Source organism: Ruminococcus sp. RTP21204st1_B2_RTP21204_210225 (assembly GCF_040914135.1).
Taxonomy (GTDB): Bacteria; Bacillota; Clostridia; order Oscillospirales; family Ruminococcaceae; genus Hominimerdicola; species Hominimerdicola aceti.
The window spans coordinates 134,014-150,158 of sequence record NZ_JBCPGA010000003.1 but is presented as its reverse complement, the minus strand read 5'-3'; the positions used below and the strand labels follow the sequence as shown (position 1 = coordinate 150,158).

General features: G+C 43.0%; 16 protein-coding genes. 13 read left to right on the top strand and 3 right to left on the bottom strand.

Annotation, left to right across the window (positions count from 1 at the left end; translation table 11 throughout):
* The first annotated feature begins 24 nt into the window (after window positions 1–24).
* The 8 genes from AB5123_RS02355 (at window position 25) to AB5123_RS02320 (ending at window position 9,500) form a co-directional block, all read left to right on the top strand.
* The gene (locus tag AB5123_RS02355; protein WP_260647585.1) at window positions 25–153 is read left to right on the top strand and encodes a hypothetical protein; all 129 of its coding nucleotides are present in this window, start codon (window positions 25–27) and stop codon (window positions 151–153) included.
* A 184-nt stretch (window positions 154–337) separates the two neighbouring features.
* Entirely contained in the window at window positions 338–2,878 is a 2,541-nt protein-coding gene (locus AB5123_RS02350) for an EAL domain-containing protein (RefSeq protein ID WP_368364489.1), read from the top strand.
* A gap of 124 nt (window positions 2,879–3,002) precedes the next feature.
* Complete coding sequence (locus AB5123_RS02345; protein WP_278945360.1) at window positions 3,003–3,785, top strand: hypothetical protein; 783 nt, start codon at window positions 3,003–3,005, stop codon at window positions 3,783–3,785.
* Window positions 3,786–3,987: 202 nt separating this feature from the next.
* Window positions 3,988–4,563, top strand: coding sequence for a xanthine phosphoribosyltransferase (locus AB5123_RS02340; protein WP_022288138.1), 576 nt, complete (start codon window positions 3,988–3,990; stop codon window positions 4,561–4,563).
* 45 nt (window positions 4,564–4,608) lie between these two features.
* Window positions 4,609–5,760: a BMP family ABC transporter substrate-binding protein gene (locus AB5123_RS02335; RefSeq protein ID WP_117858079.1), complete on the top strand. Its 1,152-nt coding sequence runs from the start codon at window positions 4,609–4,611 to the stop codon at window positions 5,758–5,760.
* Between the two features lie 153 nt (window positions 5,761–5,913).
* On the top strand, window positions 5,914–7,449 hold the full coding sequence (locus AB5123_RS02330) for an ABC transporter ATP-binding protein (protein WP_022288140.1): 1,536 nt from the start codon (window positions 5,914–5,916) through the stop codon (window positions 7,447–7,449).
* Window positions 7,442–8,548: an ABC transporter permease gene (locus AB5123_RS02325; protein ID WP_022288141.1), complete on the top strand. Its 1,107-nt coding sequence runs from the start codon at window positions 7,442–7,444 to the stop codon at window positions 8,546–8,548. The genes AB5123_RS02330 and AB5123_RS02325 overlap by 8 nt, the downstream gene beginning before the upstream one ends.
* On the top strand, window positions 8,541–9,500 hold the full coding sequence (locus tag AB5123_RS02320; protein WP_022288142.1) for an ABC transporter permease: 960 nt from the start codon (window positions 8,541–8,543) through the stop codon (window positions 9,498–9,500). The genes AB5123_RS02325 and AB5123_RS02320 overlap by 8 nt, the downstream gene beginning before the upstream one ends.
* A gap of 196 nt (window positions 9,501–9,696) precedes the next feature.
* On the opposite strand, the gene trxA is transcribed toward AB5123_RS02320, so the two are convergent.
* The 3 genes from trxA to AB5123_RS02305 are packed head-to-tail and all read right to left on the bottom strand — an operon-like array spanning window position 9,697 to window position 10,802.
* Entirely contained in the window at window positions 9,697–10,020 is a 324-nt protein-coding gene (trxA, locus tag AB5123_RS02315) for a thioredoxin (protein WP_118059401.1), read from the bottom strand.
* 17 nt (window positions 10,021–10,037) lie between these two features.
* A complete protein-coding gene (locus tag AB5123_RS02310; protein WP_022288146.1) occupies window positions 10,038–10,235 on the bottom strand; it encodes a ferredoxin-thioredoxin reductase catalytic domain-containing protein in 198 nt (65 codons plus the stop codon).
* A gap of 30 nt (window positions 10,236–10,265) precedes the next feature.
* Window positions 10,266–10,802: a flavin reductase gene (locus AB5123_RS02305; RefSeq protein ID WP_022288147.1), complete on the bottom strand. Its 537-nt coding sequence runs from the start codon at window positions 10,800–10,802 to the stop codon at window positions 10,266–10,268.
* A 475-nt stretch (window positions 10,803–11,277) separates the two neighbouring features.
* On the opposite strand from AB5123_RS02305, the gene AB5123_RS02300 reads away from it, so the two are divergent.
* The 5 genes from AB5123_RS02300 to argC all read left to right on the top strand — a co-directional run bounded on the left by AB5123_RS02300 (window position 11,278) and on the right by argC (window position 16,014).
* Window positions 11,278–12,513, top strand: a complete 1,236-nt coding sequence (locus AB5123_RS02300; protein WP_256321613.1) for an argininosuccinate synthase — start codon at window positions 11,278–11,280, stop codon at window positions 12,511–12,513.
* 79 nt (window positions 12,514–12,592) lie between these two features.
* Window positions 12,593–13,027: a pentapeptide repeat-containing protein gene (locus AB5123_RS02295; RefSeq protein WP_022288149.1), complete on the top strand. Its 435-nt coding sequence runs from the start codon at window positions 12,593–12,595 to the stop codon at window positions 13,025–13,027.
* A gap of 107 nt (window positions 13,028–13,134) precedes the next feature.
* A complete protein-coding gene (argH, locus tag AB5123_RS02290; protein WP_038672451.1) occupies window positions 13,135–14,508 on the top strand; it encodes an argininosuccinate lyase in 1,374 nt (457 codons plus the stop codon).
* Window positions 14,489–14,932 carry a hypothetical protein gene (locus AB5123_RS02285; protein WP_117891410.1) on the top strand — a complete coding sequence of 148 codons (444 nt, stop codon included), beginning with the start codon at window positions 14,489–14,491 and terminating at the stop codon, window positions 14,930–14,932. The genes argH and AB5123_RS02285 overlap by 20 nt, the downstream gene beginning before the upstream one ends.
* A 134-nt stretch (window positions 14,933–15,066) precedes the next feature.
* Entirely contained in the window at window positions 15,067–16,014 is a 948-nt protein-coding gene (gene argC, locus AB5123_RS02280; RefSeq protein WP_195550883.1) for an N-acetyl-gamma-glutamyl-phosphate reductase, read from the top strand.
* Window positions 16,015–16,145 lie beyond the last annotated feature (131 nt).

The window sequence follows — 16,145 nt, the reverse complement described above, 5'->3', positions numbered from 1 at the left end:
CTCTTCCCTGCAGGCTCGACCTTCATGCCCACTGTTTTCGGGCTTATCGCAAACCATGCGAGCCTTAAGCTTATGCCCGTTTATCTTGCATTTTTCTTCATACTTCTGCTTGTGATGATGTCAAAAACGGAAAAGCTTTGTCATAATAAATAGTACGGCTTGTGCAAACAGTACCAAATTATTTGTATTTTGAATAATCAAAAATAGCTATTTATAACGAATAATCCAAAAAGCCTGCAAGCACTGATAAAAAATGTTGAAAATTCTACCGACATGTTGTATACTTATGATATGAAAACGTTATATTAAACTGCCATATGACAGAAGGGAGCTGCAAATGGACATACAGAAAACCGTGCTTGTCGTTGACGACAGCACAACGAACCGATCTATACTTTGTGACATACTACATTCTGACTATACTGTGATCCAAGCAGAAAATGGCATACAGGCTCTTACAATGCTAAAAAAACAGGATAAAAAAGTTGACGCTATAATACTGGATATCATAATGCCCGAAATGGACGGATATGAGTTCATGGATAAAATAAAGCAGGATAAAACCTTATCTCAGATACCTGTTATTATACTAACAGAAAAATCAGACAGAGACACTGAAAAGAAGGTGCTTGAAAGCGGTGCGTGGGACTTTGTTCCAAAGCCTTATGACGCTGATATTATAAAGCTAAGGCTCAAAAACGTTATCGCAAGAAGTCAGGTATCGCTGCTCAAAGAGCTTAATAACGTTATGAACTACGACCCTCTTACGGAGATATATTCAAAGAATAAATTTTTCAGTGCGTCAAAGGCACTTCTTAAGGATAATCCTGACAAGCAGTTCGCTTTTCTAAGACTAGATATCGACCGTTTCAAGCTTATAAATTCATTTTTCGGCACTGCGTATGGAGACAGACTGCTAAAGCGTGTTGCAAAACGTATAAGAGATTTTGCAAGAACAACGGAATGCTGTACCTTTGGTAGGATAGACGCTGACGTTTTCGGTATCTTCACCCCTTATCAGGGCAAGGAAGAAACAGTAAAGCAGATAGAGCAGGCTGTTGAAGACATGAAAAAACTGTCCGCAAGCTATAACATCATGATCGTTTACGGCGTTTATGTGGTGACTGACAGAAGCCTGCCAATATCCTTCATGTGCGACCGTGCCGCTCTTGCCGCTAAAACTGTAAAAGGGCATTATATGAAAAGCTATGCTTTTTATGATGACAAAATGCGGCTTTCTCTTGAAAATGAGCAGAATATAATAAATGAAATGAGCGACGCTCTTGAAAATAATGAGTTCGTGCCTTACTATCAGCCTAAATATGATGTAAAGACAAACAAGCCTGTGGGTGCGGAGGCTCTTGCAAGGTGGATACACCCTACCAAGGGATTTATCTCACCGGGGGTGTTTATCCCGATATTTGAGAAGAACGGCTTTATATCAAAGCTTGATTTCTACATATGGGAATGCGTATGCAAACAGCTCAAGGAATGGAAAGACAAGGGAGTACCACTTTTTCCTGTGTCTGTAAACGTTTCACGGGTGAACCTTTACAACCCTAATCTTTCAAAAATAATAATCGAACTTACGAAAAAGTATGACGTTGACCCTAAGTATTTCAACATCGAGATAACGGAAAGCGTTTATACTGACGACAATGTAATGATAGATGATATCACCAGTCAGCTCAGAAATAATGGCTTTACTATCCTCATGGACGATTTTGGCAGCGGCTATTCTTCCCTGAACGTACTCAAAGATGTTCAGGTGGATATGCTAAAAATGGACATGATGTTCATGTTCAAGGCAAAGTATGACGGCCGTGCAGAAACTATAATTTCTTCTGTTATCAGAATGGCCAAATGGCTCAATATCCCTGTTATAGCGGAAGGCGTTGACAAAGCGGAGCAGGTAGAATTTCTGAAAAGTGTAGGCTGTGACTACATTCAGGGTTTCTATTATTCAAAGCCTTTGCCTTCGGCAGACTATGAAAAGCTTATTTCAGATCAGGAGGAACAGCCTTTGCCTGAGAACAGGACGTCAGTAAACGACCTGCTGTGGGGCAAGGGCGGAGGATTGCTGACATATATCGACAGCATCGACCAGCCTGCTACGATATATGAATGTTTTCCGAACGGCACAGTGGTAATGGTATGTTCAAACAAGGCATTTTCACAAAAATACGGCTATGGCAGCAGTATTTACGGCAAACTCAATGTTAAGAACTGCATTGACAGCGAATGCAAAGAGAAATTCACAAGCTCTGTAAACAAGGCAATAGAGAGCAAGGACAGAGCAGAATGTGTTCTCAGTATGCACGAGATAAACGGCAAGAAGCACTGGTTCAAGACGCATTTACGATTTGTCAGCGAAACAGGTGTAAGCTCTGTGCTTATAGCGTATTTCACGGACGTGACCGACATGGTGCTGACGGATAAACGCATAAACGAATATAAGAACTATATCCAAGATGAAATAGACCGAAAGCACAAGATCCTTATCGTCAGCAACAACAGCGACACACGCTGTCAGCTCGAAGAGATACTTTCTCAGGAAAATACCGTTTTCACTGCAGAAACCATTCAGGCAGGAAAAAAGCTTCTTCTTAACGAGGATATAGACCTTATTTATTTTGACATACAGCTTATTTCCAAGGACGACGAATTTCCTCTTGACATTGATGAGAGAAGACTCCCCGTTATTGCTATAACCCAGACTCACAGCGTACTTAAAGGCATGACAAAATTGAAGAACAGAGTTTCAGACTTTGTTATGAAGCCGTATATAGATGAGCTGGTACGTCTGAGAACGAACAATCTTTTAAAGATCAATATTTCAGGCAGTGCAAACGAAAAATATTTTAGCCGAACAAAATGATCTGAAAAAGTCCTCTGCGATAAGCGGGGACTTTTTTTTCTCTTATTAAGCTATCAGCTTTATTGACAAAATATACACTATCTGATATTATATAGGTATGAATGCTGAAAGCGAGGGAGAAAAAATGTATCTTGACAAGTGGCGTGTGGCAATAAGAAATTTGAAAAATTCGCTTTTTTCATATCCAAACACGGCTCAAAGCTGTTTTCCTGACCCTATCACGGACGACACAGTGTTTTACTGCGTTCAAGGTCTTGTATATGGCAGTCAAAAGTTCCCTGACGGAAAATTCATACGCAGTTCTCCTGTGACCTCGGTATACTCCGAGGACGGAAAGCTTTTTGCCAAAACAATAAACAACGTTTATGAGCTTAAAACGCCAAGCGATTATTTTGACTGCGATATCGCTGAAAATGCCGCACAAAGAACAGGAAGCAGTGAGCTTGCTGAAACAGCTAAAATGCAGAGAGAAAAGCTCATGGCACAGCTTGATAAATTTTTCACGATCTGCCAGAGGCTTTGTGATAATGAACAGGCTGACGTTGCAAATGAGTTACCTGAAGATACTCTTGTTATATGCTATTACGGCACTGACCCACATGGAAACAAGATGTTCTACAAAAAAGAAGATATGGTAGTGCCTGTTTTTGCATATGTGACCGTTGGGCTGGTCATTGATTCTGTGGGGCTTGCGGAAAGCAAGGAAAAGCTGGATTTATGGGATACGCTGGGGAGATATTATATTGACAGCGAGCTTATGGAGTTTTATGACTGTGACACGAAAAACCTTATTTTCTGCAATTTGACGAACTCTCCTATATATGTCACGATTTACGAAAGCTCCGCTGCTATGCTCTGTATGCCGAACACGGCTAAGATAGCTTCAAGAAAAGTAAAAGAAAAATAAAACTTTTATCCGTCTGAGATCTCAGGCGGATTTTTTTATTGCACAATATAGAAAAGAACGTTGAAAATTAATAGAATGTTAAACTTTTAACGTGCCATAGCAATTGAATAATCGTCGAAAGTGTAGTATAATTTTCTTATATAGTTGCTTTTTGATGTAAAATAATATATTTAACTATTTTTTGTATCGTGAGGAAAAGATCATGGAAATTTTAAAACAGCGTATTCTTAAGGACGGAGTAGTAAAGGAAGGAAACGTTCTCAAAGTCGATAAATTCCTTAACCACCAAATGGACGTCAAGCTTTTCAACGATATCGGTGAGGAGTTTGCAAAGAGATTTGCAGGAACAGGCGTAAACAAGATACTCACTATCGAGTCATCCGGTATCGGCATTGCCTGCATTGCGGCACAGCATTTTAACAACTGCCCTGTTATTTTTGCAAAGAAAACTCTCAGCAAAAATCTTGACGGCGAAATGTTCGTTACTCAAGTAAAGTCCTACACAAAGGGCGTTACATATGACGTAATGGTATCTGAAAAATATCTCGGCAAGGGTGACAAGGTGCTTATCATTGACGATTTTCTTGCTAACGGCTGTGCTCTTATGGGGCTTATAGATATCGTGAAGCAGTCCGGGGCTGAACTTGCGGGAGCAGGTATCGTTATCGAAAAGGGCTTCCAGGTTGGCGGAAAGACTATCCGTGACATGGGCGTAAAGCTCGAATCTCTTGCTATCGTTGACTCTATGGACAACGGCACTATCACTTTCAGGGACTAACGCACAAGGCGTTACCAATAAATATTTTATGGAGGAAGATCAAACATGAAGGTAAGACGTATTCTTGCGCTCGTTCTTTCTGCGGCTCTTGCTGTAACAGCTCTTACAGCTTGTACATCTGCTAAGGACGAAGCATCACAGAAGTCGGCTGACAAGCAGACGACAACTCTCAGCTATGACACTGTAAAGATCGGTGTTATACACATCGGCAACCCTGCCGACGGTTCAGGCTACACATATGCTCACGATCAGGGTATCGTTGGTATGCAGAAGGAGCTTGGACTTAAAGACGATCAGATCGTAAGAAAGAACAACGTATCAGACAGCGACCCTGCTGCTACAGAAACAGCTATCCGTGAGTGCATCGAGGAAGGCTGCAACATCATCTTCGGCACAAGCTGGGGCTATATGGACAAAATGGAATCCCTCGCTGAGGAATATCCTGACGTTTATTTCTGCCACGGCACAGGCTACAAGAACAACGGCAAGAACCTTAACAACTACTTCGGAAGAATTTATCAGGCAAGATATCTCACCGGTATCGTTGCAGGTATGAAGACAGAGTCAAATCTTATCGGTTACGTTTCCGCTATGGGCAGCGAGAACTCTGAATGCACAGGCGGTATCGACGCTTTCGCAATGGGCGTTTATTCTGTAAATCCTGACGCTAAGGTATATGTAAAGGTAACAAACAGCTGGTATTCACCAACAGAGGAAACAAACGCTGCAAAGGCTCTTCTTTCTGAGGGCTGCGACGTTATCGCTCAGCACTGCGACACACCTAACCCACAGCTCGAGGCTGAAAGCGCAGGCAAGTGGGGCGTAGGCTACAACACAGATATGTCTAAGGACGCTCCTAAGGCTACACTTACTTCAACTCTTTGGAACTGGTCTGCATACTACACATATCAGGTAAAGCAGATCGTAGATGGCAACTGGAAGTGTGAGAACTACTACGGCGGCATGGCTGACGGTCTTGTAGACATCGCTCCTCTGAACAAGGATCTCTGCACAGAGGATATGCAGAAGGCTGTTGACGAGGCTAAGGCTAAGCTTGAGGACGGCTCATTCAACGTATTTGACGGAGTTATCGAAACAAACGACGGCAAAACAGTTGGCGAAGAGGGCAAAACTCTTGACGACGCTACTATCACAGGCGGAATCAACTGGTACTTCAAGAACGTTGAGGTCAAGTAATAAGGCTTAACAGCTTAACAAAACATTTATACGGGCGGTGCAGGTTGCCGCCTGTTTTGTTAATGATATGAGCATACGGCAGCAGGTAATTCTGCTGTCGGTTTCTGATGACATTAGCAAATCTAAGGAAGTTCATAAAAAGGAGCTGAAAGTATGAGTGAAGAAATATCTGCTGAGATCGCTGTAAAATGCAGCGGTATAACAAAAGTTTTCGGAAGCGTGGTTGCAAACGACGGCATTGATCTTGAAGTAAAATACGGTGAGATACTTGCACTGCTGGGCGAAAACGGATCAGGAAAGACCACGTTGATGAATATGCTTTCGGGTATCTATCACCCTGACAAGGGCAATATCTACATTGCCGGCAAGCCTGAGGCGATAAATTCACCTATGGATTCTATCGAACTTGGCATAGGCATGATACATCAGCACTTCAAGCTTGTGGAGGTGTTCTCCGCCGCAGACAACATTGTGGCAGGCACAAAGGGCAAGCTTAAGAGCAAGGGCGCTGTGAGAGATGAGATAAAAAAGATATCTGAACAGCTTGGTCTTGAAGTTGACCCTGACAAAAAGGTATACAATATGTCCGTCAGTGAAAAGCAGACAGTTGAGATACTGAAGGTGCTTTACAGGGGTGCTAAAATACTTATTCTTGACGAGCCTACGGCGGTTCTTACTCCGCAGGAAACTGAAAAGCTTTTCAATATCCTGAGAAAAATGAAAGCTCAGGGCTGTGCTATCATTATCATCACCCACAAGCTGGGCGAGGTAATGGATATATCTGACAGAGTGACTATACTGCGAAAGGGCAAGAGCGTTGAAACTGTAAACACAGCAGAGAGCAGCGAAAAACAGCTCACTGAGCTTATGGTGGGCAAGGCGGTGGAGCTTTCAATAGAAAGACCTGAACCTGTGAACGTAAAGCCGATACTTAACGTAGTCGATCTGACGGTAAAGAACTCTGAGGGAAGCATTGCTCTCGATGACGTAAGCTTTGTTATAAACAGGGGCGAGATACTTGGTGTGGCAGGCATTGCAGGAAGCGGTCAGAAAGAGCTTTGCGAGACTATCGCAGGGCTTCAGAAGATAGAAAAGGGCGCAGTGCTTTACAACAAGGAGAACATCATAGGCAAGACACCTAAGGAGATAATAAATCTCGGCATAAGCATGAGCTTTATCCCTGAGGACAGACTTGGAATGGGTCTTATCGCTTCGGTGGGTATGACGGACAATATGCTTCTTAAAACATACAAGCAGGGCAAGCTTTGCTTTGTGGACAGAAAGCCTGCTAAGGCGCTTTCAAAGGAGCTTATAGAAAAGCTTGAAATAAAAACTCCGTCCACGGAGCTTCCTGTAAGAATGCTTTCGGGCGGAAACGTTCAGAAGGTCCTGCTTGGACGAGAGATACACAGTGAGCCTGACCTGCTCATAACCGCATATCCTGTTCGTGGACTTGACATCAACTCATCATATCTTATATACTCGCTTCTTAACGAGCAGAAGAAAAAGAACACGGCTGTGCTTTTCATAGGCGAGGACCTTGACGTTCTTCTGGAGCTTTGCGACAGGATAATGGTGCTTTGTCACGGCAAGATAACAGGTATTTGTGACGCCAAAAAGGTCACAAAGGAACAGGTGGGCATGATGATGACAGGCTCGACAATGGAGGAGGTGCTGGGCATTGGCTGATATTATAAAAAAAGAGCCACTTATAAGAATAGCCAAGCGTGCTGAACGCTCAAACAAGCAAAAGCTTATCATAAGGCTTCTGTCGGTGCTTCTGGCTATTTGTGCAGGCGGAATATTCATTCTTATTCTTGGCAAAGATCCGTTTTCTTACTATGCGAAAATGGTAAAGGGTGCTTTTATCGGCAAGAACGCCGCAAGCCCTTTTATGCCGTTCAAAGAGACCATAAAGATAATGATACCGCTTCTTATATCTTCTCTTGGCATTACGCTTGCGTTTAAGATGAAGTTTTGGAATATCGGTGCAGAGGGTCAGATAATAATGGGCGGAGTTTTCGCTTCATACTTTGCTCTTTATCATTACGATATGCCTCACTATCTGCTTTTCATTGTAATGTTCGTTGCGGCGATGATAGGCGGAGGACTGTACGGCATTATCCCTGCATTTTTCAAGGCAAAATTCGACACAAACGAAACTTTGCTCACCCTTATGCTCAACTATATTGCACTTTACGTTATAGATTGGCTCACAAAGGGCGCATGGCAGGATCCTGAGTCAAAGGGATATCCTAAGATAGCAAGATTTGACCTTAACGCATGGCTTGACTCGCTGGGCGGTGTGCAGATAGGCTGGTTGATAGGTCTGGTGCTTGTGGTACTGGTATTTATCTATCTTAAATACACAAAGCAGGGCTACGAGATAACTGTAGTATCAGACAGCCACGCAACTGCAAGATATGCAGGCATGAGCCCTAGCAAGATAATGATAAGAACGATGTTCCTCAGCGGTGCTATCTGCGGTATCGCAGGAATGGTGCAGGCTTGCGGAACAGAACACACACTTTCAACATCTGTTGCAGGCGGAGTAGGCTTCACGGCTATCATAGTTGCATGGCTTGCAAACCTCAATCCATTCGGCATACTTGTGGTGTCATTCTTATTCGCAGTCCTTGAAAAGGGCAGCACTGTGGTATCGTCTGAATTTGTTCTTTCACCTTACTGCTCGGACGTTTTGCAGGGAATAATCCTGTTCTTCGTGCTTGGCTGTGAGTTCTTCATCAGATACAGATTTGTAACAAGAGGAGGCAGGAAAAATGACTAGACTTATTTCATTCCTTGCCCATGCGGTATATATGGGTACTCCTCTGCTTTTCGGCACAGTAGGAGAGATACAAAATGAAAAGGCGGGACACCTTAACCTTGGCGTTGAGGGAACAATGGCAATGGGCGCTTGCGCAGGCTTTATGGTAGCATACAAGACAGGAAGCCTTTGGCTTTCCATACTTGCGGCATTTCTTATGGGTGCGCTTGTTTCGCTTATCTATGCTTTTCTTACCATAACAATGATGGCGAACCAAAACGTAACAGGTCTTACACTGACTATATTCGGCACGGGACTTTCAAACTTCATAGGCGAGCAGATGATATCCGCTTCACCTACAGGAAATCTCAAACTGCCTGACGGAGTGATGAGCAGTCTGAAAAACATTGACATACCGCTTCTCAGCAAGATACCCGTTCTTGGAGAGGTGCTTTTCTCACAGAACATTTTCACATATCTGAGCATTGTTATCGCTGTGATAATGTTTATCTATCTGAAAAAGACTAAAGTGGGTCTTAACCTTAGAACTATCGGTGAGAATCCTGCTGTTGCGGACGCTGTGGGAATAAGCGTTGTGAAATACAAATACATAAACGTTCTTATCGGCGGAGGAATATGCGGAATAGGCGGAGCGTTCTGCTCAATGGTAATAAACGGCGGTGTTTGGATGGCAAACAGCGTGAACGGTCTTGGCTGGATAGCTGTAGCGCTTGTTATCTTCGCTGTATGGAATCCTGCAAGGGCTATTTACGGAGCGTATATTTTCGGTGCATTCATGGTGCTGAAATACTACTTCCCGAAAAACCTCGGCTTCACTGTTCCTGAGTCATTCTTTGATATGCTCCCATATCTTGTAACGGCTCTTGTTCTTATCATCACTTCAGTGAAAAAATCAAGAGAGCGTTCACAGCCACAATCCTGCGGTATAAATTATTTCCGTGAGGAGAGATAAAACGTGACGTAACGGGCGAACTGTTCGCCCCGAGAATGTTGAAAAAGTATCATATTTAAAAGCTCTGCGTTTTGCAGGGCTTTTATTTTTGCCCTAGTGACAAAATGCAGAAGATGTTCATAGCCCAATTACGATACAAAAAAAGTGGGCGACCACAGGTCGCCCATACGCTTTGTTTTGTTATGATAAACTGTTTTTACTTCGCCTTTGCCGAAGCCACAAAAGATTTGAGCTCCTCCTCAGGCATATAGCCGACAGTTGAAGCAACTACCTTGCCATGTTTCACAACAAAAAGGGCAGGTATGCTCGAGATACCAAAAGCGGATGCAAGCTCGTTTTCCTCATCAACGTTGACCTTCCCCACCTTTACAGAACTGTCCTCATCAGAATACTTATCCACCAGCGGTGAAAGCATTTTGCATGGACCGCACCATGCTGCCCAGAAGTCAAGCAGGACAGGCTTTTCCGAGTGCATTACTTCGTTTTCAAAATTATCCTTTGTTATGACCTTTACAGACATTTTTCACAGCTCCTTTTCTAGTCCTTGCTTTTGTAATATAGCATACAATGGCAGAAGCCTTCAAAATTCGGGTCGGCTATCTGCTCACGGAACTCTTTGCACATACACTTGTTTTCCTCTGTGCGCTGTATCCTGCACGGACAATAGCCACCTGTGCGTTTAAGCCCCTCTTTTATGCTCTTTACCATTTCTTTATCATCATTCAGACGTACCATTACTACCTATCCTTTGCAGATATGCTTAGATTATTCCTTGACAAATGCCTTTACAATCTCGCCGATATACTGATAGTGATAATCCTTGTCAGAATACCATTTCTCATCGTTTTCAGTATCAACAAAGCACTCAGGCTTCATCTCCTGAACATAAGCCTTTTTGCACACAAGCACCATATCAGCTTCCGCAAAAGCTGTTACCTCCACGCCGTTTTCAGACACGAACACAGGGGTCAGACCTGTTTCCTTTGCCTTATCGCAGTCACGTCCGCTATGTGAGCCACAGAATGAAAGTGCCTTTTTATACTCCTCTTTGAAAAAGCTTATGGTGAAATATTCTGCCTTGTCGATAAATTCCTTTGTATATCTCTGTGGTCTTATAACTGTGGTGAAGGTGTTCTTTCCCCACATAACGCCTGCAAAGCCCCATGAAGCTGTCATTGTGTTCCAGCCACTCTCGTCGCCTGCCGTTACAAGAAACCACTCCTTGCCTATCTTTTTGTATGGATTGAAGTCAATAGCGTCAAGCTTTTCTGTTACCTCTTTGAAACCGTTGAAACTGCTCATTTTCATTACCGCCTTTCAGTATTATGTCAGACTTATCATACTTATTGTACACCAATATCGTATAGAAAATGTCTGAGTATATTATATATCATTTCTTATGAAATTGCAACCCCTTGAAAGCCCTGAAATATTGTACAAAAATCGTTAAAACAGGGCTTTTTTGTGTTGCTTTTTTTGAAGAATAGTGATATAATTGAATTAAGTATTTGTAAAGCTGTTTTTGTGTTTTTGGTTTAGCTGTTTTATTTTATGCCGTTACAATACTTGATATGTATATCTTTTGAAGTTTATACAGAATAAATTGTATATTATCTAAAAATATACATTAAAAAGCCTTAAAATGTGTATAAATATAAAATTTTTATGCAAAAGCACTTGACAATGCTGTATAAAGGTGTATAATAATTTTATCGGCATGAAAGCCGTGAAAATATTATACAAACATACTTACTACAAACAATGGAGGAATTTTGTTATGGCAAAAGAGATCAAAAAAGTTGTCCTTGCTTATTCCGGCGGACTTGATACATCTATCATCATTCCGTGGCTCAAGGAAAACTACAACAACTGCGAAGTAATCGCTGTTTCAGGAAACGTTGGTCAGGGCACAGAGCTTGACGGTCTTGAGGAAAAGGCTATCAAGACAGGCGCTTCTAAGCTCTATATCGAGGACCTTACAGAAGAGTTCATCGAGGATTATGTATATCCAACAGTACAGGCTGGCGCTGTTTATGAGAACCAGTACCTCCTCGGCACTTCATTTGCTCGTCCGATCATTGCAAAGAGAATAGCTGAGATCGCTATCAAAGAGGGTGCTGACGCTATTTGCCACGGCTGCACAGGTAAGGGCAACGACCAGGTTAGATTTGAGCTTGCTATCAAGGCTTTTGCTCCTGATATGGAGATAATCGCTCCTTGGAGAATCTGGGATCTTAAGTCAAGAGAGCAGGAGATCGAGTATGCTGAGGCACACAACATTCCTCTGAAGATAAACAGAGAAACAAACTACTCAAAGGACAAGAACCTTTGGCACCTTTCACATGAAGGTCTGGATCTTGAAGATCCTGCAAACGAGCCACAGTATGAGAAGCCGGGCTTCCTTGAAATGGGCGTTTCACCTATCATGGCTCCTGACAAGCCAACTTATGTAACTATCCACTTCGAAAAGGGTATCCCAACAGCAGTTGACGGCGTTGAGATGAACGGCAAGGAGCTTGTTACAAAGCTTAACGAGCTTGGCGGTGCAAATGGTATCGGTCTTGCTGACCTTGTTGAGAACAGACTTGTTGGTATGAAGTCAAGAGGTGTTTATGAAACTCCGGGCGGAGCTATCCTTTACAAGGCTCATGAAGTTCTTGAAACTATCACACTTGACAAGGAAACTGCAAGAGTTAAGCAGTATCTTTCAATCAAGTTTGCTGACATTGTTTACAATGGTCAGTGGTTCACTCCTCTCCGTGAGGCTATGAGCGCATTTGTTACAGAAACACAGAAGACTGTTACAGGCGATGTTAAGCTCAAGCTTTACAAGGGCAACATGATAAACGCAGGTGTAACATCTCCATACACACTTTATGATGAAGAAGTTGCTACATTTGATGAGGACAATGTTTACAATCAGGCTGATGCAACAGGATTCATCAACCTCTTCGGCCTGCCTATCAAGGTAAGAGCTAAGCTCGAGCAGAAGAGAAACGCTAAGAAAGACTAATAGCGGCGCTCTGGTCAACAGGGCATAAAGGTGTATAACCTTAAAAAGTTTGTATAATATTTTTCACGGAGGTTTTGATATGTCAGATAATAACAGCATTTTTGAGCCTGCAATAGACAAGAAGGTCGAGATCTCTTATGACAGCCTGCCGAACTCCTCTTTTGAGGACGTAAACCTCGGCGGAGCAAAGTTCTCGAACGTAAATCTTAAGGAAGCCGTTTTCGATGACGTTAATATGGACGAGACACATTTCAACAACGTCAGCATGAAAGAAAGCGACTTTGCAGATATGTATATGGTAAACACAAAGTTCTTGGGCGTAAATCTCAGCAACTCGAGATTTGGCTGCTCTATCATGAACAATGTTGAGTTTAAAAATCCTGATCTTAAGAACTCACAGTTCATTCACTGTGACCTTACAAACGTTGAGATAAACGATTGCAAGATAGACGGTCTGAAGATCAACGGCGTGGATATCCAGAAGCTGCTTGAACAGCACGAAAAGGAAATTTGATCCGCACTTATTGAAATGTATCGGGGCAGGATGATCCTTTGGGGTCATTTTGCCCATACATTTTTTATATTTGATAACTTGAAATAAACATAAAGGACGGTTTTAAAATGGCAGGAAAAATGTGGGCAGGAAGATTTACAAAGGAAGTTGACGAAAGAGTCAATGATTTCAATTCATCTATTTCCTTTGACGCAAGAATGTACCGCTATGATATAGAGGGTTCTATGGCGCACGCCACTATGCTTGGCGAGTGCGGTATAATCGAAAAGCACGAAAGCGAAAAAATAGTCCAGGGACTTAAGGGTATTCTTGCGGATATCGACGAGGGAAAATTACAGTTCGACCCTACTGCAGAGGACGTTCATATGTTTGTTGAGGCTGAGCTTACCAAAAGGCTTGGGGACACAGGCAAAAGACTTCACACGGCAAGATCAAGAAACGATCAGGTGGCACTTGACGTGAGAATGATACTCAGAGCCGAAACAAAAGAGATAATCGAGCTTGTGAAAAAGCTTGAACACACTATCCTTGACATTGCAGAGAAAAATCTCACAACTGTTATGCCGGGATATACTCATCTTCAAAGGGCACAGCCTATCACATTTGCTCATCACCTTATGGCATATGCAAATATGCTCCTGAGAGATATTTCAAGACTTGAGGACAGCTACAAGAGAACGAACATCATGCCTTTGGGAAGCGGTGCTCTTGCATCTACAACTTACCCTATAAACAGACAGAGAGTTTGCGACCTGCTTGGCTTTGACGAGATAACACAGAACTCACTTGACGGCGTTTCGGACAGAGATTTCTGCATTGAGCTTTGCTCAGCTATCTCACTGCTTATGATGCACCTTTCAAGATTTTCTGAGGAGATAATCCTTTGGTGCTCATGGGAGTTCAAATTTATCGAGCTTGACGACGCTTATGCAACAGGCTCGTCTATCATGCCACAAAAGAAAAACCCTGATGTTACTGAGCTTATCAGAGGCAAGACAGGCAGAGTTTACGGCGACCTTAACACACTGCTCGTTATGATGAAGGGTCTGCCACTTGCATACAACAAGGATATGCAGGAGGACAAGGAAGCTATCTTTGACGCAATCGACACTGTTAAGCTTTGCCTTAAAACGTTTGACCCGATGCTTGCTACAATGAGAGTTATCCCTGAGAACATGAGAAACGCCGCAGCCAAGGGCTTTATAAACGCTACAGACTGTGCTGACTATCTTGTTAAGAAGGGTATGCCTTTCAGGGACGCTTACAAGATAACGGGTACTCTCGTTCACACCTGCATTGAAAAGGGCTGCACCCTTGAAACTCTCCCATTGGAGGAGTACAAGAAGCTCACTGACAACTTTGACGAGGACGTTTATGACGCTATCAGCCTTGAAACCTGCGTAATGCAGAGAAAAGCGGCAGGCGGTCCTGCGCCTGAGTCTGTAAAAGCTCAGATAGAATATGTCAGAAATAAGCTTTGATAAACACTGCTCCCCTGTTAAGGCGGCACTGCTATATCTTGTGCTGTGGGAGCTTGCGACAGTTATAATGTGGCTTTTTACGGCTAAGCTTTTTGTGATATATCCGCTGTTTGCGGTGGGATTTACGGTGGCGTACCCTGTGTGTACATGGTGGGCTTGCTACCGACACGCTAAGAACTACGGCTTGAAATGGTATGTTGCGCCTGTGATGATAGCGGTTTCGGTGATAGAATATATCTTTGTGGAGGAAGCAAGGTCGGTAGTGCCGAACTTTATCGTACTCACTGTGTTGACCGCAGGCTTTGCCGCAGGTCTTGGAAACTGTTTTGCGGATAAGGACGCAATAAACGCCGCAAAGGAAGATAAAAAGCGTAAAAAGCTGAAAAAAGAACCTGAATACAAGAACATTTTGGACGATAATTAAAAGTATGCAGACGGCTAAAGAGCTGTCAGCCAAACGGGCGAACACTGTTCGCCCCTACAAAAGTTTGCATTTGCATGAGCATACAGATTATTGACAGACAAAATCATAAAGTTTTATAAAAGGATATGAAGAAAATGAAAACAAGAGTTTTTATTGACGGAAAAGAAGGAACAACGGGACTTCAGATATATGAGCGTTTTCAGAACAGAAATGACGTTGAGATACTGCTCATTGACGAGGAAAAGCGCAAGGACGTGAACGAGAGAGCAAAGATGATAAACTCATCGGATATCACTTTTCTCTGCCTGCCTGACGCAGCGGCAATAGAGGCGGCTTCACTTTGCACAAACCCTGATGTTAGGATAATCGACGCTTCTACCGCTCACAGAACAAACCCTGCTTGGGATTACGGCTTCCCTGAGCTTTCTGAAAAGCATAGAGAGAATATCCGCAATTCAAAAAGAGTTGCAAACCCAGGCTGTTATGCAAGCGGCTTTATAAGCCTTGTTTATCCTCTCGTAAAGGCAGGAGTGCTTCCTGAGGATTATCCTGTTACCTGCCATGCAGTTTCAGGCTACAGCGGCGGCGGAAAGAAAATGATAACCGCTATGGAGAGCGAAAATAAAACAAAGGAAATGTATTCTCCACGTCAGTATGCACTCACACAGAAACACAAGCATATCCCTGAAATGCAGGCGGTGTGCGGACTTAAATATAAGCCTATGTTCAATCCGATAGTGGACGACTATTATAATGGTATGGTTGTTTCTGTGCCGCTGGTGACAAGATGTTTGACAAAGAAGTATACACCTGAGAATATCCATGAAATAATGGCGGAGCATTATCTTGGTCAGCATTTCGTTAAGGTAATGGAGCTCGGTGGAACGGAAACTCTTCCTGACGGATTTATCGCAGCAAATACATTGGCCGGAACAAATAATATGCAGATATTCGTGTGCGGAAATGAGGATCAGATATTGCTTATGTCGAGATTTGATAACCTTGGAAAAGGTGCAAGCGGCGCAGCAATACAGAATATGAATATAATGTTGGGGATAAACGAAGCAACGGGGTTGGAATAACAAAAAAGCAAAAAACAAACCAAAAGCACCGCACAAAAAAATCGCCGGTGCAGGGCGGCGTTAGCCCTGCCGAGGGACGGGGGCGAGCAGCCCCAGCGGGGGCAAAATAAAGCCAAAAGCAAAATCAAACC